At 41.4% G+C, this 19,422-nt stretch carries 23 protein-coding genes; 12 read left to right on the forward strand and 11 right to left on the reverse strand.

Going from position 1 to position 19,422, the window contains the following annotated elements; genetic code table 11:
- On the forward strand, positions 1–834 hold an 834-nt coding region (locus tag ACH0BF_RS08775), incomplete at its 5' end, for an IS1182 family transposase (RefSeq protein ID WP_406909283.1).
- 172 nt (positions 835–1,006) lie between these two features.
- Here ACH0BF_RS08775 and ACH0BF_RS08780 read toward each other — a convergent pair.
- Positions 1,007–2,011: an ABC transporter substrate-binding protein gene (locus ACH0BF_RS08780; protein WP_406909284.1), complete on the reverse strand. Its 1,005-nt coding sequence runs from the start codon at positions 2,009–2,011 to the stop codon at positions 1,007–1,009.
- 186 nt (positions 2,012–2,197) lie between these two features.
- Between ACH0BF_RS08780 and ACH0BF_RS08785 the strand changes: the two genes are divergently transcribed.
- Genes ACH0BF_RS08785 through ACH0BF_RS08800 form a run of 4 tightly spaced genes read left to right on the forward strand, consistent with a single transcriptional unit; the run spans position 2,198 to position 5,851 of the window.
- Positions 2,198–3,202 (forward strand): FecCD family ABC transporter permease, encoded by a 1,005-nt coding sequence (locus ACH0BF_RS08785; RefSeq protein WP_120036562.1) that lies wholly within the window; start codon positions 2,198–2,200, stop codon positions 3,200–3,202.
- Positions 3,199–4,254, forward strand: a complete 1,056-nt coding sequence (locus ACH0BF_RS08790) for a FecCD family ABC transporter permease (protein ID WP_340855394.1) — start codon at positions 3,199–3,201, stop codon at positions 4,252–4,254. Before ACH0BF_RS08785 ends, ACH0BF_RS08790 begins: the two co-directional genes overlap by 4 nt.
- Before the next feature lie 18 nt (positions 4,255–4,272).
- The gene (locus tag ACH0BF_RS08795; RefSeq protein WP_120036561.1) at positions 4,273–5,100 is read left to right on the forward strand and encodes an ABC transporter ATP-binding protein; all 828 of its coding nucleotides are present in this window, start codon (positions 4,273–4,275) and stop codon (positions 5,098–5,100) included.
- Positions 5,084–5,851, forward strand: coding sequence for an IucA/IucC family C-terminal-domain containing protein (locus ACH0BF_RS08800; protein ID WP_182917106.1), 768 nt, complete (start codon positions 5,084–5,086; stop codon positions 5,849–5,851). The genes ACH0BF_RS08795 and ACH0BF_RS08800 overlap by 17 nt, the downstream gene beginning before the upstream one ends.
- A 55-nt stretch (positions 5,852–5,906) precedes the next feature.
- Here the strand turns inward: ACH0BF_RS08800 and ACH0BF_RS08805 are convergent, their stop codons facing one another.
- The 3 genes from ACH0BF_RS08805 to ACH0BF_RS08815 form a co-directional block, all read right to left on the reverse strand.
- A complete protein-coding gene (locus tag ACH0BF_RS08805) occupies positions 5,907–6,158 on the reverse strand; it encodes a DNA alkylation repair protein (protein ID WP_120036559.1) in 252 nt (83 codons plus the stop codon).
- A gap of 119 nt (positions 6,159–6,277) precedes the next feature.
- The gene (gene trhO / locus ACH0BF_RS08810; RefSeq protein WP_340855400.1) at positions 6,278–7,231 is read right to left on the reverse strand and encodes an oxygen-dependent tRNA uridine(34) hydroxylase TrhO; all 954 of its coding nucleotides are present in this window, start codon (positions 7,229–7,231) and stop codon (positions 6,278–6,280) included.
- A 473-nt stretch (positions 7,232–7,704) separates the two neighbouring features.
- A complete protein-coding gene (locus ACH0BF_RS08815; RefSeq protein WP_120036558.1) occupies positions 7,705–8,466 on the reverse strand; it encodes an SDR family NAD(P)-dependent oxidoreductase in 762 nt (253 codons plus the stop codon).
- A gap of 495 nt (positions 8,467–8,961) precedes the next feature.
- Here ACH0BF_RS08815 and ACH0BF_RS08820 point away from each other — a divergent pair, with 495 nt between their 5' ends.
- The 3 genes from ACH0BF_RS08820 to ACH0BF_RS08830 all read left to right on the forward strand — a co-directional run bounded on the left by ACH0BF_RS08820 (position 8,962) and on the right by ACH0BF_RS08830 (position 12,292).
- Positions 8,962–9,486: a sigma-70 family RNA polymerase sigma factor gene (locus ACH0BF_RS08820; protein WP_340855405.1), complete on the forward strand. Its 525-nt coding sequence runs from the start codon at positions 8,962–8,964 to the stop codon at positions 9,484–9,486.
- A gap of 9 nt (positions 9,487–9,495) precedes the next feature.
- A complete protein-coding gene (locus ACH0BF_RS08825; RefSeq protein WP_120036556.1) occupies positions 9,496–10,623 on the forward strand; it encodes a DUF4179 domain-containing protein in 1,128 nt (375 codons plus the stop codon).
- Between the two features lie 268 nt (positions 10,624–10,891).
- Complete coding sequence (locus ACH0BF_RS08830) at positions 10,892–12,292, forward strand: S8 family peptidase (protein ID WP_120036555.1); 1,401 nt, start codon at positions 10,892–10,894, stop codon at positions 12,290–12,292.
- 140 nt (positions 12,293–12,432) lie between these two features.
- On the opposite strand, the gene ACH0BF_RS08835 is transcribed toward ACH0BF_RS08830, so the two are convergent.
- Together ACH0BF_RS08835 and ACH0BF_RS08840 are read right to left on the reverse strand one after the other, a co-directional pair.
- Entirely contained in the window at positions 12,433–13,344 is a 912-nt protein-coding gene (locus ACH0BF_RS08835) for a sigma factor regulator N-terminal domain-containing protein (protein WP_406909285.1), read from the reverse strand.
- Entirely contained in the window at positions 13,344–13,835 is a 492-nt protein-coding gene (locus ACH0BF_RS08840) for an RNA polymerase sigma factor (RefSeq protein WP_120036553.1), read from the reverse strand. Before ACH0BF_RS08840 ends, ACH0BF_RS08835 begins: the two co-directional genes overlap by 1 nt.
- Positions 13,836–14,420: 585 nt before the next feature.
- Here ACH0BF_RS08840 and ACH0BF_RS08845 point away from each other — a divergent pair.
- Positions 14,421–15,062 (forward strand): NIF family HAD-type phosphatase, encoded by a 642-nt coding sequence (locus ACH0BF_RS08845; protein ID WP_406909287.1) that lies wholly within the window; start codon positions 14,421–14,423, stop codon positions 15,060–15,062.
- Positions 15,063–15,217: 155 nt separating this feature from the next.
- On the opposite strand, the gene ACH0BF_RS08850 is transcribed toward ACH0BF_RS08845, so the two are convergent.
- From ACH0BF_RS08850 to ACH0BF_RS08860, 3 genes are all read right to left on the reverse strand, one after another.
- On the reverse strand, positions 15,218–15,484 hold the full coding sequence (locus ACH0BF_RS08850) for a phage holin (protein WP_120036551.1): 267 nt from the start codon (positions 15,482–15,484) through the stop codon (positions 15,218–15,220).
- 286 nt (positions 15,485–15,770) lie between these two features.
- Positions 15,771–16,484 (reverse strand): class I SAM-dependent methyltransferase, encoded by a 714-nt coding sequence (locus tag ACH0BF_RS08855; RefSeq protein WP_340855423.1) that lies wholly within the window; start codon positions 16,482–16,484, stop codon positions 15,771–15,773.
- An 81-nt stretch (positions 16,485–16,565) separates the two neighbouring features.
- A complete protein-coding gene (locus ACH0BF_RS08860) occupies positions 16,566–16,790 on the reverse strand; it encodes a YppG family protein (RefSeq protein ID WP_340855426.1) in 225 nt (74 codons plus the stop codon).
- Positions 16,791–16,955: 165 nt separating this feature from the next.
- Here ACH0BF_RS08860 and ACH0BF_RS08865 point away from each other — a divergent pair, with 165 nt between their 5' ends.
- Positions 16,956–17,753 carry a DUF2268 domain-containing putative Zn-dependent protease gene (locus ACH0BF_RS08865; RefSeq protein ID WP_340855429.1) on the forward strand — a complete coding sequence of 266 codons (798 nt, stop codon included), beginning with the start codon at positions 16,956–16,958 and terminating at the stop codon, positions 17,751–17,753.
- Positions 17,754–17,957: 204 nt separating this feature from the next.
- Here ACH0BF_RS08865 and ACH0BF_RS08870 read toward each other — a convergent pair whose 3' ends face one another.
- Positions 17,958–18,215, reverse strand: a complete 258-nt coding sequence (locus tag ACH0BF_RS08870) for a hypothetical protein (protein WP_120036547.1) — start codon at positions 18,213–18,215, stop codon at positions 17,958–17,960.
- A gap of 437 nt (positions 18,216–18,652) precedes the next feature.
- Positions 18,653–18,844 carry a YbxH family protein gene (locus tag ACH0BF_RS08875; protein WP_120036546.1) on the reverse strand — a complete coding sequence of 64 codons (192 nt, stop codon included), beginning with the start codon at positions 18,842–18,844 and terminating at the stop codon, positions 18,653–18,655.
- Between the two features lie 113 nt (positions 18,845–18,957).
- Between ACH0BF_RS08875 and ACH0BF_RS08880 the strand changes: the two genes are divergently transcribed.
- The gene (locus ACH0BF_RS08880) at positions 18,958–19,206 is read left to right on the forward strand and encodes an alpha/beta-type small acid-soluble spore protein (protein ID WP_120036545.1); all 249 of its coding nucleotides are present in this window, start codon (positions 18,958–18,960) and stop codon (positions 19,204–19,206) included.
- Between the two features lie 21 nt (positions 19,207–19,227).
- On the forward strand, positions 19,228–19,401 hold the full coding sequence (locus tag ACH0BF_RS08885; RefSeq protein WP_340855437.1) for a small, acid-soluble spore protein, H family: 174 nt from the start codon (positions 19,228–19,230) through the stop codon (positions 19,399–19,401).
- Positions 19,402–19,422: the final 21 nt, after the last annotated feature.

The raw sequence follows: 19,422 nt of genomic DNA on the forward strand, positions 1-19,422 counted from the left end.
CAAGAAGAGATTAATCAGGACCGAGAGGATCATGGAAAAAAGCCGTTCCCGCCAGATAAGTTCGATAAAGAAGAAACGAAAGAAATCAAGGAAAGTACAACCGATCCGGACAGTGGCTACTACGTTAAAGACGAACGAACCAAACAATTTGCCTATTCCTTTCACGCGGCCGCAGACCGTAAGGGATTCGTAATTGGCACAATGGTCACACCAGGCAACACACATGACAGCCAGATCTTAGAGCCGTTAATGGAGAAAGTGATAGAAAAGGTAGGAAAACCTAAAGCTGTTGGTGCAGATGGAGCTTACAAAACACCTGCCATTGCCAGTTATTTAATGGAAAACGGCATGATACCTGCCTTGCCTTATACACGGCCGCGCACAAAAGAGGGCTTCTTCAGAAAGCATGACTATGTGTACGATGAACATTTTGACTGTTACCTTTGTCCGGCAGGGGAAGTATTGAATTACTCAACGACGAATAAGGAAGGCTATCGTGAATACAGATCACCCAAACAGGTTTGTACCTCCTGCCCTTTTTTAGCTAAATGCACGGAAAGCAGAGATCATCAAAAAGTGGTGACACGCCATATTTGGCAGAAATATATGGAAGAGGCCGACCATCTTCGCCACCACGAAGAAGTTAAAGCGATTTATGCGGAGCGAAAAGAAACGATTGAGCGTGTATTCGCAGATGCAAAAGAAAAGCATGGCATGCGTTGGACAACGTTAAGGGGACTTAAAAAATTGTCGATGCAAGCGATGCTTACTTTCGCTGCCATGAATCTCAAGAAAATGGCCAGCTGGACTTGGCGAGAACCAGAAATGGTTTAAATGATGACCTCGGAGAGGTCTATCTTTCTCTCGAAGGGCTTTAAAACTACCGAAAAATCAAAAGGGGTTCGGAATAAGACTATTCCGAACCCCTTTTGTCGACAAACTGACCTCCTTATTTTAATAAGGAGGTTTTTATAGACAAATCCTGGCTATATCGCTTGAAAAAAGCTTACTTCTCAGTTAAAAAATATTTCTCAATATCATCCAGGAATAAATTAGCTGCTACTACGCCGCCCGCTGTATTCCAGACAGCATCGTCCACTTTATGGATGTTGTTATTTTTTACGACATTTAAGTTTTTGAATAGCGGATCGTTAACCCATTCTTCTTCTAACTTCGGTGCCTCCCCTTTGCTTTCTGCCGGGTCATATGTGAAGTAGAAAAGAATATCGCCATCCATTGCAGGAATACGCTCTTTCGTTACATTTTTCTCAGCGAAATCCGGCTGATCCTGGCCCTTCGGACGGGCAAAGCCTAATTGATCTAAAATAACGCCGGAGAAAGTATCCTTGTGATAAATACGAACATCACCAGGCATGAAACGGACAATGGAAACTTTTTGGTTCACCTTGTCACCAAGCTTGCCTTTTAATTCTTGGACGCGCTTGTCAAAGTCAGTAATTACTTGGTTGCCTTCTTCTTCTTTATTTACTGCTTTCGCATAAAGTTTAAAGTTTTCTTTCCAATCACCGCGCAGCGTTTCTGAGTAGACCGTCGGAGCAATCGCGCTTAACTGCTCGTAAATTTTTTCGTGTCGCATTTTATTGCCGATAATTAAATCCGGTTTCAATGAAGCAATAGTCTCTACACTTGGTTCACCTTCATTCCCAACACTTTTAACACCTTTCATGTCATCCTCAATATGTTTATACCAAGGGTTGCCTGTCCATGATTGTACAGCACCTACAGGTTTTACTCCCAATGCCAAAAGGGCTTCCGTGCCTTCGTTTGTCAGAATGACAACACGTTTAGGATTACCTTTGATTTCTGTTTTTCCCATGGCGTGTTCTACGGTGTAAGGTTTGCTCTCAGTTGTGTTTGCTTCATTCGACGCTTTATTATCTTTCGAAGGTTGCTTTTCTTCATTGCCGCAGCCCGCCAGTGCAAAAACAATGACTAGCATGAATGCTGCCAACAGCGATGAAAAGCGGTTGCGTGTAAAATATGTATGCATATATTTTCCCCCTATATGAAAATGATTTTCATTTACATGTAGATATTATGGGATGGGAAATGTTTTGTCAATGAATAATTGAAAATGATTATCAAGATCATTGACAGTGCTTTTCTCATCTCTTACACTTAAAGAAAAATAGGTATATTGGGAGAGAAAAATAGGTATATTGGGAGAGAAAAATAGATGCTGTTGAGACACACGGAGGGAAAAGCCTTTGGACTGATAATTAGTGGAGGAATATTACTTATTTGTATCGGTCTTAGCATCGTCATGGGCTATACAAATACAAGCATAAAAACAGCTGTTCAAGCATTTCAGCATTTCAATGGCTCAAATGAACATATTATTATTCAAAATGTACGTCTTCCCCGGGCATTAATCGCTGCTGCCGTAGGAAGCAGCCTGGCTATAGCGGGGGCGTTGATGCAGGCATTAATGAAAAATCCGCTTGCTTCTCCTGATATTCTTGGAATCAATGCAGGGGCCGGCTTTTTTATTGTAGTTGCATTGATGGTGTTTTCCGTTAACTCTCTTCATGCATTTACATGGATAGCATTTGCCGGAGCGGCATCTGCTGCTTTTATCGTCTACTTCTTCAGCGGGACAGGAGGCGGCGGACTTACCCCCATGAGATTGACGCTTGCAGGCGCGGCCATCGCAGCGCTGTTTTCCTCTCTAACCCAGGGGCTGCTGGTAATGGATGAGTCGGCTCTTGATCAAGCCTTATTTTGGCTTGCCGGATCTGTACAAGGTAGAAAACTAGAAATTCTTCTTTCTGTTCTTCCCTATCTTGCAGCAGCTACGATCGTTGCTTTTTTCATGGCTCAGAAGATTAACATCTTAACGATGGGTGAAGATGTAGCGAAAGGACTTGGCCAGCAGACAGGCGCAGTGAAACTCATTGTTGCCATTTCCTTCATCCTGCTCGCGGGCGGCTCTGTGGCTGTAGCTGGCCCGATTGGGTTTATTGGTATTATCGTTCCTCATATTGTTCGCTCATTAGTGGGCAATGATTATCGCTGGGTATTGCCTTATTGCAGTGTAATAGGCGGAATTTTACTTTTGGTGGCTGATATCGGTGCCCGCTATGTTATCATGCCAGAGGAAGTTCCGGTCGGAGTAATGACCGCTTTTATTGGCACACCCTTTTTTATCTACATTGCACGTAAAGGAGGCCGTGCCTCATGAAGAAATATTCTCCGCTTCGCTTAGGCAAAGGAAACATTTCATTGCTTCTTGACTGGAAAGCACTCTGGATCAATATTGGTTTTATTTTCTTACTGCTGGCTGTATTTCTTGTCAGCACCGGAATGGGAGAGCAATTTCTCCAGCCATGGCGTGTTCTCAATGTACTGCTCGGACAAGGAGATGCTTTTGAGCAGCTGATCGTTAATTCCTTCCGTATGCCCAGGATTCTGATCTCTGTTCTCGTCGGCATGAGTCTGGCGGCGGCAGGGGCTATTTTACAAGCTGTTGTAAGAAACCCTTTAGCCTCTCCTGATATTATCGGGGTAACCGGCGGAGCGTCTGTAGCTGTTGTTCTTTTTTTAGTCCTCTTTACTGATAGAAGCAATGCTCTGACAGTCAGCATCCATTGGCTGCCGCTAGGCGCCTTTATCGGTGCAGCCGTCGTGACCTTTCTCCTTTATCTACTAGCATGGAAGGACGGTCTATCTCCAGTCCGCCTTGTATTAGTCGGAGTGGGAATGTGGGCATTGATGAAATCGTTGACTACTTTATTTATGATCTTGGGGCCTATTCACCAGGCAAGCCAGGCAAATGTTTGGATTACAGGCTCTGTTTACGGATCAAACTGGAAAAATGTTTGGATATTGGCACCTATCACCATTTCCCTTCTGATCATTGTGCTTGTAATGATTAGAAACATTAACATTCAAGACCTTGGGGAAGAGATCGCCACAGGAGTAGGAACGAATGTACAAAAGCAGCGTTTTCTTTTGCTGCTGATCAGTTCTGCTTTAACCGGAAGCGCAGTTGCGTTTGGAGGCGGTATCGGCTTTGTTGGCTTGATGGCTCCCCACATCGCCAGAAGACTTGTCGGCTCCTCTTTTGGAGCGTTGCTGCCTTTATCCTCTATTATTGGAGCCATATTAGTCTTAATGGCGGATTCAATCGGGCGGACATTTTTCCTCCCTGTTGAAGTTCCGGCAGGCGTGTTTACTGCAGCTCTTGGAGCCCCTTATTTCATTTATCTTTTATATAGGCAGCGAAATGCTTAACAAAGGAGCGGAAAGTATATGCCAGCACTAGAAACGAAGTCGCTTACATTGTCTTATGGAGATACAATCATTATTGATGAATTGGATTTACACATTCCTAAAGGTGAAATTACGGTCTTTATCGGCAGCAATGGGTGTGGGAAATCTACGCTTCTTCGCTCGTTAGCTCGCTTGCTGAAACCGCAGTCCGGTTCTATTTTGATCGAAGGAGAAATGGTATCAAGTCTTCCTACAAAAGAAATTGCCAAGCGGTTAGCCATTTTGCCTCAAGGGCCTGTGGCTCCTGAAGGGCTGACTGTTTTACAACTCGTCAAGCAAGGACGCTACCCTTATCAAAAGTGGTACCGCCAATGGTCTGAAGAAGATGAGAGGGTCATCCATAATGCCCTGCAAGCAACGGGAATGGAAGCTTTATCTGACCGTTTAGTCGATTCGTTGTCGGGAGGCCAGAGACAACGTGCCTGGATTGCAATGACGTTAGCGCAGGACACCGACATCATCTTGCTTGATGAGCCGACAACGTATTTGGACATGACTCATCAAATTGAAATTCTTGATCTCTTATTCGAGCTCAACGAACAAGAAGGACGTACCATTGTCATGGTGCTTCACGATTTAAATCTTGCTTGCCGTTATGCCCACCACCTCGTTGCTGTAAAAGACAAGAAAGTCTATGCTCATGGAAAGCCAGAACATGTCATGAGCCCTGAATTAGTGAAAACCGTCTTTAATATGAATTGCGAGATAACCGTCGATCCCCTTTTCGGGACTCCTATGTGCATCCCTCATGGAAAAGGGAGATATGTGGCGGCCGAGGAGAAGAAAGACCATGAACTCATTTACTAATGAAGAATTGGCTGTTCTAGAAGAGAAGTATCGCTTAACCACACGGACTGCTTCTTCCTCCTTAACAATTCAAGCAAACGGTCTACTCGATGATCAACAACTATGCTCTTATTTACTGCAAGTCAAAGATAAAATCAAAGCAGCTAACACGACTGTGGCTGCTTCTCTTTTTATCAAGAGGTACAGTTTTGCTATATTAATTGCCCTCTATTCGATGAGCGTTCTCAATAAGCGACTGGACTTTTCCTTTCGTAATATATGGATTGAAACGTTGGATGAAGAAGAGCCATTATGGCTGCCTTCTTTCAGGTTTTCTCATTTAGCCGCCGATGAACCGGGCAATGTCGACCGTGTGAAATGGAGAGAAGAGGCCATTCAGCAAATATTCGGAGGCCATATTGATCTATTGTTCACTCATGTAAAAAGGCAAAGCCGTCTGTCCAAGTTAATTATGTGGGAAAATCTCTATACTTATATTCGCTGGATGTACGAAAGCCTGCTAAACACCCCAGAGTATCATGGCCAACATGAGACTCTTGCCAATGATTTTCATTATCTTGTTAAAGAAGGAGCTGGATCACTGTTCGGCTCTTACCATCAAAATCCATTGTTAAGATGCGAGAGTTCACAACAGCGCGTTGAAAAAAATGGAACAGTCATTCAGAAGCGCAAAACCTGCTGTCTTTCTTATTTAGCGGGATCGAAAGGCAAGCGTTGCAGCGTATGCCCGATTGATTGTACATCTAAATAACGCAAAAACAGCCAGTTCATGAAACATGAACTGGCTGTTTTTAATAGTCCTCCTCTTAACTCTGTTGCTTTTCCCCAAACTTAATAAACATCATTTCATCTTCAACTAAATTGCAGACCGCACAATGAATTCTGCGTTCGGGACCGTTATAGGTTGCATGGAAAGGACCAGGATCACTTGAGCCTTCGAACCGTTCAATCACCTCTCCTGTCTGAGGATCTAGTTTGACTCCATGAGCGACCTGTTCGACAATGTTGAATCTGGAACGGTTCGTCCTGCAGTTTGGACAGCAATAACGCGTACTCATAAGAACCCTCCTATGCATAATTATGTCAATTATCATGTCCATAAGAAGTTTCTATTATTCATCCGCTTGAACAACGAATAAGAGGATCCTGTCAGATCCTCTTATTCGTTGTTCTCTATTTATTCGTTAATTTGTTCTAATCTGCTTTTTACTTCTTCCTCAGTTAACCCTTGTTCTTTTACATACAAGTTATTCGGATGTGTTCTGCATTCATGCGTACATCCGCGCAAATATTTATGCTCGTTTTCTTCCGTACAAAAAATCCGCTTATCACATTCAGGGTTGGCACAATTGACGTAACGTTCGCACGGTTCACCGGTAAAGTGATCCCGTCCTACTATCACATGTTCGACACGGTTAATGGGGACACCAATCCGGTCATCAAAAACATAACACTGTCCATCCCATAGCCTTCCCTGCACTTCGGGGTCTTTTCCATACGTCACAATCCCCCCGTGAAGTTGGTTTACATCTTCAAATCCTTCCTTCTTCAGCCAGCCGGAAAACTTTTCACAACGAATGCCGCCTGTACAATAAGTTAGAATCTTTTTCCCTTCCAACTCGTCTTTATGCTCGCGTACCCAATCGGGAAGCTGGCGGAATGCCTGAATATCGGGACGAAGAGCTCCTCGGAAGTGCCCTAAATCGTATTCATAATCATTTCTTGCATCGATGATGACTGTATTCTCTTCTTGCATCGCTTCAAAAAATTCTTTTGGACTTAAATAATTTCCCGTCAGCTCCTGCGGATTCACGTCATCATCAAGCTGCAGTGTCACTACTTCTTTTCTCGGACGAACGTGCATTTTTTTGAAAGCATGTTCATCTGCTTCATCTATTTTAAATATCATCTCTGCAAACCGAGGGTCTTTTTTCATCGTTTGCATGTATTGTTCTGTTTGCTCAACTGTTCCGGAAACCGTTCCGTTAATTCCTTCCGCCGCTACGAGAATGCGGCCTTTTAAACCAAGCTCCTCACAAAGCTTCAAATGCTGCTTGGCAAACTCTTCAGGATTCTCAATGGGAACGTACATATAATACAGCAATATTCTATATGGTTTAACATCATTCATCTTATTTCTGCCACCTATCTATTTATATTTGCAGGATATAAATACACTAAGCAATATACTCCTTAAATAGGCTGACTGCAAGTGGAATTTATTGATACTAATCCTTCCTCTTTAAATAAGCTTAGTGTATTGACTCCGTGAGATTAACTTATCGCCCTCTGTCTCCACGGCATTTGTTTTCATCTAGCCCATAAGCTTCTGGTGTTTGAATAAAGACGGCTCATTACAGTTATAGTCGCCGATTCGTTCATACTTATCATTAACTTTTTCTTTTCGTGTCTAAGGAACAGACTACTTCTTTCCATCGTCCATTTTACCAAAAAGCTGATCGGCTTCACTGTTTACTCGTTGAACAGGAAATAAGCCGTCCTTTGATAAGGACGGCGCCGATTATAGAAAAACTCTAGCTTGTACACCATCAAGATGATTGTAATATCTATGCTTCCATCTTCATATTCTCCTGTTCGGCCTTTCTAGAAATTCATTTTAGATTGGCCGCCGTCTACATTAAGGCTTGCTCCCACGATCCATGAAGCTTTGTCAGATGCCAGAAAAGCAACGACGTTAGCCACTTCTTCTGGAGTGCCGAAACGCCCCGCCGGAATATCATTTTTCACAAACGCTTTAATTTGTTCCGGATTTTCTTCAAGCCGTCTCTTCCAGTTGCCGGTTTCATGGAGTATGCTTCCCGGTGCCACGCTGTTTACACGAATCCCATCAGCAATGGCTTCGTCTGCAAAAGCTTTTGTAAAACTGATCAAAGCTGATTTGGCATTGTTATATGTCACCTTGCCGCCGCTCTCTCTTCCATATACAGATGTGATATTGATGATCGCCCCGCTCTTTTCCTTCTTCATATGATCGGCTGCTAGCTTGCTTAAATGAACAGCTGAAAAATAATTCAGCTCCAGCGCTTCATGGAACAGCTCCATCTCCGTATCCATTGCCCTTCCCCCGTTGCTGCCGCCTGCATTGTTGACCAGAACATCAATTTTCCCCTTTTGCTCCATAAAAGATTCCATGAGCTTCTCCCGTTCTTCGGGATTTAAAATATCCGCTTGAAAAATAGAGACATGATGATCCAGCTCTTCTTGTGCTTTTTTCAATGATTCTATGCCACGGGCGGCGATCGAAACATTCGCTCCTTCACGTATGAAAGCTTGGGCAATGGCTTTTCCAATTCCCTTCGAGCCCCCGGTGATCAGTACGTTCTTTCCTTGTAAGTGCAAATCCACCCATCTCACTCCTCTTTGCTTTTATATTAAGTAACGATTATGTATGCTAGCTGTTTTCATTATACCTGTGTCAGCGACTGATTTACATTGATAGCGCTTGTCTTCTTCCTATACATCATTGATAAAAGTCCCCTCCTCTTACTGTATACTTTGAACTGACGTTTCTATATTTTATTAAGCCCAATTTTTATGCTTCCTGCACGAATGATGCATTTTTTATTGCCAGGGTTTGTTAAAGAGCCATGTTGTTTTTTTAATAGTTGATTCGAACGGAAGACAGTATTCCGGCTGGAAAAGCGAGTCTTGATAAGACCTGCAGGAGCATATGAGGCGAGGAGGCTCGCGGACCGCCCACGAAAAGCGTCTACCGGCAGAGAAAAGCAACAACCAAGTGTAACAGAGCCTGTTACTAAAAAGATTCTTTCATAAATGATAGGAAATGACCCTTTCTTCCGTATTAATCAGTGAAAATGTTTTTAGAAAGGTGGTAAACCAATGGATGATAGGATCATCGTTAAGCAAATTACTCGTAAAAAAGACATAGGTTTGGAAATGTTAATCGATCATTATGCCGGTCTCATCACCGCTATCGTTCGAAAACACTTAAGCGGTTTGAATATGTATGAGGAAGAGTGCATCAATGATGTGTTGTTATCTGTCTGGAACAACATTGAAAGCTTTGACCAAAAACAAAATTCGTTTAAAAACTGGATTGGGGCTATCGCTAAATATAAGGCGATTGATTATAAGCGCAAGTATATGAAAGAAAGGAAAAATATTAGCTTATCACAAGTCGATCCCCCGGCCTCTGCAGACTCCCTTCTCCTGCAGCATGAATTGCAGGAAGAAATCGAGGAGTTACTCAGCCATTTGAATGAAAAAGACCGGCATTTGTTTAAACAATATTACTTAGAAGATGTCCGTTTGGAGAAGATCGCCAGCCACACTCAGACAACGAAAGATAATTTGTATAACCGGCTATCAAGAGGACGAAAAAAATTGAAAGAAATTATGAGATAAGGTGGTGCCATGATGAAAAATCCATATGAATTGTTAAACCAAGTTGATAGCAGATCGGAGCAATACGAAGAAGTACAATTAAATGCGGCTGAGAAAACGAGACTAAAGCAATCATTACAAGCAAAAATCAAGCCTCGAAAAAAGAAAAATCGAAAACTTTTACTTGCAGCTGCTTTTATATTGGTAACAGCAGGCCCTCTTATGCTGAGCAATGATCAAGTATGGGCCTCTCTATCAAAAGCTGGAAAGCAGATTGAATTATTTTTTAACAAACCAGAAAATGAGTTTACCGGCTATAAACAAATGATAGAGAAAACAGCTGCAGACCAAGATGTCCACGTTACACTAAATGAATTAATGCTTGATGACGGCCAAATCCTGCTCAGTCTGAATATAAAGTCAACAGACCCGAATAGGAAGACCCCTATTCAGCCAGGAGAACTTCAAGTAAAAATCGGAGAGCTGGCATTCGCCAATGCCGCTTATACTCTGCATAGGGAGAATAAAGAGACAGAAGACGGCAGCTGGAACTACTTATACTCCTTTGATTTAGATCATATCGACACAAATGGAGACGGCGTGAATGACAAAGCCTTCCAAATTCTCGATTATATGGATTCACAAAAAGATTATCCTGTAACGATTACTTTTCAGACGATGGAATATGAAAAGGAACATGGCACTAAGTCTGGGAAATATTCTGATTCGTTCGGGGAAATTAAAGGGCACTGGGCCTTCCAAACGACGGTCAACGGCGCCAATATTCAGTCTGACACAACCGTTTATCGTGTAGATAAAGAAATAAATATTAATGAAAAAGGCATTGAAGGAACGTTGAAAATAAAAGAAATCCGCGTATCCCCTGTCTCTGTAAAAATACATCATACGTTTGAATATAAGAAAGGTACAAGTGAAAGCCACGCTATCCACCTTATTCTTAAAGATGAAAAAGGCAAGCTTCTTCTAGGAAGCGGAACGGGAGAAAGCTCACTCACCCTATCCGAAATGAGTGAAGAGATTGAATTAGACCATAATATTCGTAAAATTAGCATCACCCCAAGTATCTTTAATTATAAGACAGAATCTCAACAGCCTTTGAAGGATCAATCGTTTGAAGTAGATGTAACAAAGCAGTAAGGAAATGAACTGTTCATTGTTTGGCATTTCTTCCTTACCCTATATTTTTCACACAGCGAGCGTGTCTAACACTGCTCGCTGCTTGTAATGGATTGAATCATTCTATACACAAATAAATTAAGCGTAACCGGGGGATAATAACCGATAGTTTAAATTTCTTTAAAAAGGAAATGATTCTGCACTCGCTACGGTGCAGTGAATTTCTAAGGCAGTAAATGATAGAAATGCTCCATTAAAGAAAATGAAAAATACAACTTGAGGTGCCAGCATGCAAAGAAAAGGAATAATCGGATTATCTGTCTTGGTTTTGGGCCTTGCAACGATAGCAGTATTAAGCTTTAACAGACAGCCGGAAGACGAGGCGGCCCGCTTTAACAGCGAAAAAAATGTCCGGCAAATGCAAGTGCAGAACTTGCAGCAGGACAACCCACGCATTTTAAAAATAAATGCCATTCGCGCCAATGATATTACTAAAAAAAGGCTGGATAACGATCCTTCTGTTAAGCTGATCCATCATAACAAGCAGGATAAAAGCCACTATTATGACAATGAGGTAGTTGTAGACTTTAATGCTTCTCCGAGTGAAGCCGATATAGCGAAAATCACTCGCGATATTGACGGCGAGCTGAAAGAGCAGCTGGATTCCGTCTATATTTTCAAATCCAGCAGTAAAACACCGGCTGAATTGATGGAGTATTTCCAGCAAAGCCCGAATGTTACGTATACAGAGCCCCATTATATTTTCTTGCAAAATGAAGTGAACGATACCTATTACCAAAACTACCAGTGGAATCTGCCCGCTATTCGGACAGAAGTTGGGTGGAATGTTACTCGGGGCTCCAGAAAAATAAAAATTGCCGTTGTGGATACCGGCGTAGACCTGAATCACCCTGATCTTTCTCACCGGTTGACGAAGGGCTACAATGCGCTCTCTCATGATGATCCACCAAATGATGATAATGGGCATGGTACCCATGTGGCCGGAATTATCGCTTCTATCCCGAATAATGCTGAAGGGGTCGCAGGGATTACATGGTATAACCCGATTATCCCCGTAAAAGTGCTTAACTCCGATGGGTTGGGCGGCTCCTTTGATGTTGCCCAAGGAATCCGATGGGCAGCAGACCATGGGGCCGACGTAATTAATTTAAGCCTTGGGAATTACCAGCCTTCCACTGTTATGCAAGAAGCCATTCGCTATGCTTTGAAAAAAAATATCGTTGTTGTCTCTGCAGCTGGAAATGATAACTCCAGCCAGCCGAGTTTCCCGGCTGCTTATCCCGGTGTGATTGGTGTAGCTGCTGTAGACTGGGAAGGCAACCGTGCTCCCTTTTCAAATTATGGAGATTATATTGACATAGCAGCACCTGGTGTCCACATTGCCAGTACATTTTCTCAGGGACAATACGCCAGCCTGTCAGGTACGTCCATGGCTGCTCCACATGTAAGTGCCTTAGCAGGGCTGATTCGCTCCATTGATCCCAATTTGAGAAATACAGAAGTAATGAACATTATGACAAAAACAACACAGCAGGCAGAACAAACCCGTCCGAAGATCTACTATGGCAATGGAGTCATTGACAATAACAATGCTTTGCGGGTCGCGTACAGAAAAAAGTATCCATTAGGGAGGACAAGCGAGTGGATCGATCAATTTTTCGCGCGATAAAGCAAGCAGTTAATAATTGAATACTTGTGCTGTCTGATAAGAAAAATAGCTGGTCGAAGCTGCCTATAAGGTCTTCGTCCAGCTACGAAAGGACAGATTAACAAAAAAAGAGACCAGATATCCTTCTGGTCTCTTGCCTATTATTTCTTCGGTTTAATATACGGGACGATTTGCGCAGTAGCCCCTACAGAAGCACCTCGAACAAAATCTTGATTTTCCAAAGCCTTGAAATTTTGGGTTTGCCCCGTCAGCATTGCTCCTAAAATTTTCACTTCATCAAACTGTTTATTTTTATTTAGATTTAAAAACTTCTGGATTGTTTTGTTATCTCCAGCTGCATCGTATTTTTTGAGTGAATCAATAAAGCTGTTGTATGCCTCTTCCGGTGAATTAGATGGGTCAAACCCATAAACTGGCATGCCAGCAGGCCCTTTACTTTCATCTACCATTGGTGATGCCATATACAACCATACAATGTTTAAATTATCAGGAATTTTTGCTTGAATTTCTTCCAAGGTATAAGGTTGATTAAAGGAAATGGCAACTTCCGCAACATAGTTCTTCATCCGTGAAATGTCCCCTAGTTCATTTTGTACTCCATCATAATACTTTTGAATAGATGGATGATAAAATGTCGCAACTTTGTTCTTTGTTTGTTTATCATACTCATAGAACTCTCTGTCAGACCAATAAAACCCTGGTATTAACTCATTGTAATCAACTTTGGTACGAAGCCAATCATACGAACTTGTAAGTGTGCTCCATTGAACTAAATAGCCATTAATATTTTTAGAACGATTTGTCACAATGTTACCACCAAACATGGATGAATTGCTCGTTACCTGAGAATCGACTTGAATATTGGGTTCAGCGATGGCATTATGTAAGAAAAGCTCGTCATGAAGTCTTTCAGAACTTTTTGCTGCAAAGTAATTCCCCGTTTTATAAAGAATGGGCAATGAAATGAGTACGACAATAATTGAGGTAATGATAATTTTTAAGAGTTGTTTTCGTTTAGCTCTTTTTAAAGCTCCATTTAACGAACTATCCATTAATATTTTCCTCCTATTTTTGAGTGAATAAATTTACGTGCGCGATATAATTTCTGCTTTACACTATCTACTTTAATGTCTAAAATAGGAGCAATTTCTTCATAGGAAAAACCATAGTAATACTTTAAAAAGAAAATTTCTTTATATTCCTTTTTTATGTCTTTTAGTAAATAGAAAATCTCATCCTTATTTAAAATGGCATCAAATTCATGGTCTGTATGTTGTAACTTTAAATAAATCTTCTCGGTTAAATAGATGTTTTGTTGCTCCTTTTTCCTTTTCAAGTCAATGTATTCATTGAGTGCTACTCTAAAGAACCAGGGACGGATATTGTCCTCTGTTAGGTCATCCAGCAATGTGTAAACTTTATAAAAGGTGTTTTGAATGATATCTTCTGCATCTTCTTTTTTAGCTCCTTTCGCTAGTAATAAATCGAACACTTCCTCTCCTAAATTGATAAGATAGGAGGCTAACATATTTTCTTTTTTCATCTTTTGTCCTCCCTATACTTATACAACGAATAAGTAATAATAAATGTATACACTTAAATGAAGTAAAGAAAAATTTTTGATTTATCAATGGAGGCTATGGGGCTATATTATATAATTCGATGTCACCGGTGCGGAAGAAGCATTCCCCATCGAGTTTCATGTGCACCTGTTTATTCTCATCGGGGCGATTATCGTAATCGAAAAATACTCGCGAACCGCAAACAACGAGCTCTCCTCCTTGTCCTGTCTGGCGGATTAAAGTACCATGATTTCTGATAAGCCATATTCCTCCGCATAACGCTGCCCTGTTCGTTCATAAAGCCGCTCGCCAATAACCACTGGCACTCACTTCTAGAGAAGAAATATCATAATCCGCCAATCGCGGGTTGGCTAAAAAGTCTACTACCATTGTGCTGATGTCTATCCAATGTGTCCCCTACACTCTTTGCTATTGCAATTAAAAACTTCCCCTCCTGACTATAAAGCTCCTCAAAGCTTTTTAACTGTTAATGATGTAGGATAAGGGAGAAACCCTTTTAAATAACGGCAGCAAAACTTATGATTATGGTGAAAAGGAGACTCCCAATGAAGGCAATGATATTTGATATGGACGGCACTTTGTTTCAAACTAATTTAATTTTAGAAGGAGCATTGGAAAAAGTCTTTGAAGAACTTCGTAAAAATGGCTTGTGGACTGGTCAGACACCGATTGAGCAATATCGTGAGATTATGGGTGTCCCCCTGCCCGTTGTATGGGAAACTCTTTGTCCCCATCACTCTATAGAAACCCATCGGCAAAGCAATGAATTTTTCCATCTTCAGCTTATCGAACTGATAAAAGGCCAGAAGGGAGCCCTCTACCCTGATGCTGAAGACATTTTGGAAGCATTGAGTACAAAATATACTTTATACATAGCGAGCAACGGCCAAAAAGAATATCTACAAGCCATTACGGATACCTATAAATTAAACCGATTCATTAAACATACATATAGCATCCAATCTATCCCGTCCGGACATAAATCTGACTTGGTTAAAAGAATCATTTTAGAAAACAGAATTAAAAACGGAGTAGTTGTTGGAGATCGGTTATCGGATATCCAGGCAGCAAAAGACAATGGCCTCCTAACCATTGGTGTGAATTTTGACTTTGCTCATCCGTCTGAATTAAAGCAAGCTGATCAAGTGATTAATAGTTTGAAAGAGCTGTTAGACTTAGAAATGTAGAAATGAACAAGTCTACTTTTAAAAATTTATGGAATGGTTTTCAATCATGGAAGAAAACTGCTTTTTAAAAGCTTCTTCCCCTTTCATCTATGTACCATTTTCTGCTATAAAAAAGAGCCCATTAAAATAATGGGCTCAAAAACCGCCTGAATCCTTTACCTAGGCTCCTTATAGTTTTTGGCTTGTTCGCTATCTGAGTAGCCTTGGGTTGTAGGATCCTGTACGATCCCTAACATGGCAAGGACAACCAATACAGCATTAACAACTCCCAGGAGCCAGGTGTCTATTTGATCAGTCCATGTGAAATCAATAGCACCCATTTGATTTAATCCTCCAACAATTAGCTGTGCAACGATCAATAATTGAGCAACAAAGCTCATGACCCACGTTGGATTCTTAAATCTTAGTTTCCAGTTAATCACTTCTCATCCCTCCTGATATAAGATATGTTCCAAGAAAAAATTTGAATAATTAATGAGTCCTTAGGAGAGACGAAATTTCGTTAAAATGATTATTTTAACTAACTTATTTGTTGGAGCTGCCTTTCACATAAAACAGCAAGCTTTCTGCTATCGTTTGAAAAATGTCGAGCACAAAATTTCTTGCTTATTACGCATATTAATGTGCTGGTGTTACCCAACTGCTCCTCAAATGATATCTGTCAACTCTTACTAGCCAGAGATAGCACCTAGACGGTTCTTTATCAGCTTAAAGGCCGCATATAAACATACGGAATCCCAGCTTTTCTCTATACTTTATTGTTAAATACTCATGCTCTTGGAAAATCTCGAAAAACTCCTCGTCAATATGTTCTGACAGTGAAAAATCAGCTGCCTGTTCTAGATCCTGTTCATCATCATGCGGTTGGTAGTTTTCAATGGTTACACGAGTGAATCCAGCTTGTTGAAAGGCAGTCGACCAGTCTTCTTCCGTAAACAAACCGGTAAATCCATAAAAGTCTGTTATTTCTCGCTGCTCTTCTTTGAGAAGTGGCTGCTCGCATACCATTTCAACCGCAAGCAATTGGCCGCGCGGCTTTAAAACTCTTTTGAACTCTGAAATGGTTGAGCCCAGATTAGTGAAAGCAATGACTGATTCAGAAAGAATCACATCGAATGCGGCATCAGGAAACAGCAAATTTTGTGCATCGCCTACTTCAGCTGTAACTGGTAAATCCAAAGTTAAAAATCTGTTATTTGCCTTCTCTACCATTACTTTGCTTGAATCAACAGCCGTCACCCGGCATTTGTACTTTTCGGCCATGTATGCGGAAGTTTGGCCGGTACCACAGCCAATATCAAGAACAGTCTTTGTTCTATCTATCTCTACCTTTGCCAACATCTTTTTGGTTAATTGAAGTCCTCCCGGATGCGCTCCTCCTACGCCCAACATTGCCAGACAATCAAGATACGCGTTAGCCAACCCGTTTCCCCCATCCTTTAGCTAGCTTATTAGCTTCTGTTATCCTTGTTAGTTTTTTAGCTTGAAGCGTATATTCCTACCTTATTTCTTCATAAATTTAGAGATCATCGGGCTTACTTGGCTGTATATCCCATTCAATTGCCGGGCAGTTGCTGTAATTTTTTCAAAATCATAGTTCCCCTCTTGATCCTGCAGCAAAGACAGTAATCCTCCCCGTGGTCGTTGTGGCGGTTGTTGAGCCCTTCCGAGCGGGCGCCTTGAAACAGGCGAATAAGGAGCCATTGGGCGTCTTGGTCCAAAAAACATTAGCATCGCACCTCCTTTTTATGCCTTATTCCATAGTATTCAAGTGATTCGTTTCTGAAAGGGTATGTACCCCGACGTTCCAAAAATTACAGTTTGGCAAACGGGAACACTTATCAAAAACAAGCATATCTTGTTAGATAAATTGACTGTTGGAGGAGAATGGATGTGAGCGTTATTCGAACCGATGAGTGGCTGCTAAATTCATATAAGAAACCTCTGGAAATATGCGAGAAGATAACGGATTACTTTAACGGAGTTTCAGCTGCTGAAATTTATGATTATCTGACACTTCATGGGATGTACCGCCAACCAGTGAAAAATGATCGGGCGTTTTTAACAAGCCTGCAGAAAAATAATGTATGGAAGATGGTTGAACAGGAAGAACAGCAGCTTCAAGCAAAATGGCAGGGCCCCGAAGTCCCTATCTTTATTTTGCCGTTAAACATGAAGGAACGGAGAAACTCAAACAAACCGAATGAAAAAGCCGGCTTAGCTTTTAAAGATAAATTGTTTTTATTTATTTCTGAAAGCAATACAGAAGAAGAGATAAAGGCATTGCTGACTCATGAATACCACCATGTTTGCCGATTAGAAAAATATAAAAAAGATGAAGAAGATTTTAGCTTATTGGATACCATGATCATGGAAGGATTAGCGGAGCATGCTGTTCGGGAGAGATTGGGAGACGGACTGGTTTCAGCCTGGACATCATACTATTCAAATAAGGAGTTAGAAAAAATCTGGCAGAACATTATTCTTCCCAACATACATGTACCCAAGTCTCACCGCAAACATAACAGCCTGCTGTATGGCTTTCGTTTCTATCCAAAAATGGCCGGTTATTGCATTGGCTATTACTTGGTGCAAAACTACCTTAATGACACCGGGCAAACAACTGACGAGTTAATGGAACTTCCTTCTGAAGTCATCGCTAAAATCTCTCCGGACTTATGGAGAAAATGAACATGCCAAATAAGCAGAAAGATGTCTTTAAAATGCCGCCTGACAGACACCTTCCTGCTTATTTTTCATAAACTACATATAGCTAAGCGAATCCCTCTATGTGCACAACATTCTATTTGTGCTTTCTTGATGCAAGGCAGTCCGCCTAATCCGTGAACAAAAACGGTATACATATTTATTACCTTTTTGCATTGGTTTATCGAATTACCAAAAGAAAAATGGAAGTAAAGCAAGAGTAGCAATGGCGCCTAATGCAATTCCATAGCCAAATCCTGAACCATAGCCGTACGCTCCATAACCAAAACCGCCTAAGTTACGTGCACCGCTAATAGGACGGATAAAGACTTTATGATTATTCGCGTGTTGAATAATCCCTCTGTGCATTCTTCCATCATGTGTTCTAATCTCAACAGCTCTTCCTCTATATCGTTGGCAAAGTCCATAGTAACGTTCAACTGACATGTTCTCACCCCCATACCCTCATACGCTATACGGCAGTATATGTCACTCTTCAGTTATTGGAGTGGACAAACACAATAGGATAGATGCGGAAAAAGCTTATCTAATCAGGAAACATCCGCCCGGTTATTGATCATCATATGAGGATGCTGAGTGAGTCGGTAATGGGTTGCTTTCATTTATACCATGATAGTCATTCTCGATTTTAACTGATTAGACACCTGCAGAAGATAGGAAGTTTAATAAATCGACCGTGCGAATTTCTTCCTCGCCTTCCCAATGATATCTCCACATAGCTTCATCTAAAAAGAGCAGACAATCTCCCAGAAGATTTGCCCGCTCTTTTTATTTAAGAAATGAAAAACAAACAGTTTATCAAACTAACCAATTCATACCGCTTCTTTTTAAGGATTTTCTCCAGATCATGAACTCATGGTTCTTTAAATATTATGCTCTTTGCAATAATGGTTAACTAATTCCTCTATTTGATTATGTTCAGCAAAGTCTCCAGAGAAATCAAAGAGAATCTCTTCTACGAATTCTCCCTCCCGGTAGACGTGAATAGCCCCATTTTGCTTAATTACGCTGTATTCCGGCACAAACCGATAGCCATTGCGTTCAATCGCGCCCATTTGTTAGCTCTCCTTTCCTTTTCCATTAGTATAGCCAGCAAACTGGACACTAGCCTATACGATAACAACTTATCGGGCATAGTAACATTGAACAGCTAAAAGGAGGAATGCATATGTCGAGAAAAAACAAAATTCTTGTTCCTGAAGCAAAACAAGCGCTAGACAACTTGAAGGCAGAAGTCGTAAATGCCAGTGACCCGGCAGCTGCCAAGTTTGAAGCCGCAAAAGAAGTAGGGGTTCCGCTAACAGAAGGATACAATGGCAAGCTTACTTCTGAAGAAGCCGGTCAAATTGGCGGGCGCCTAGGCGGTTCCATGGTCCGAGAACTGATCAACATGGCAAAAAAGAACCTGCGTTCATAGGAATGAGGTGAAGAGGTGGAAATGAAACGCGTACTTGAAGTTCTAGAATCGGAGAAGGATATCCCTGTTCACTACAGTGGCATCCCTGTTTGGATTGAAGGCGTTGATAAACATTCAAATCTGGCAACCATTCAAGCAAGGGGGACGCATGACGTCAGCCGTGTTGTATCTATTGAGGGCCTTGAGGAAAAGTAATTTTTAAACATCGGGTGCTCT

The sequence above is a fragment of the Pseudobacillus sp. 179-B 2D1 NHS genome (assembly GCF_045370945.1).
Lineage (GTDB): Bacteria > Bacillota > Bacilli > Bacillales > Domibacillaceae > Pseudobacillus.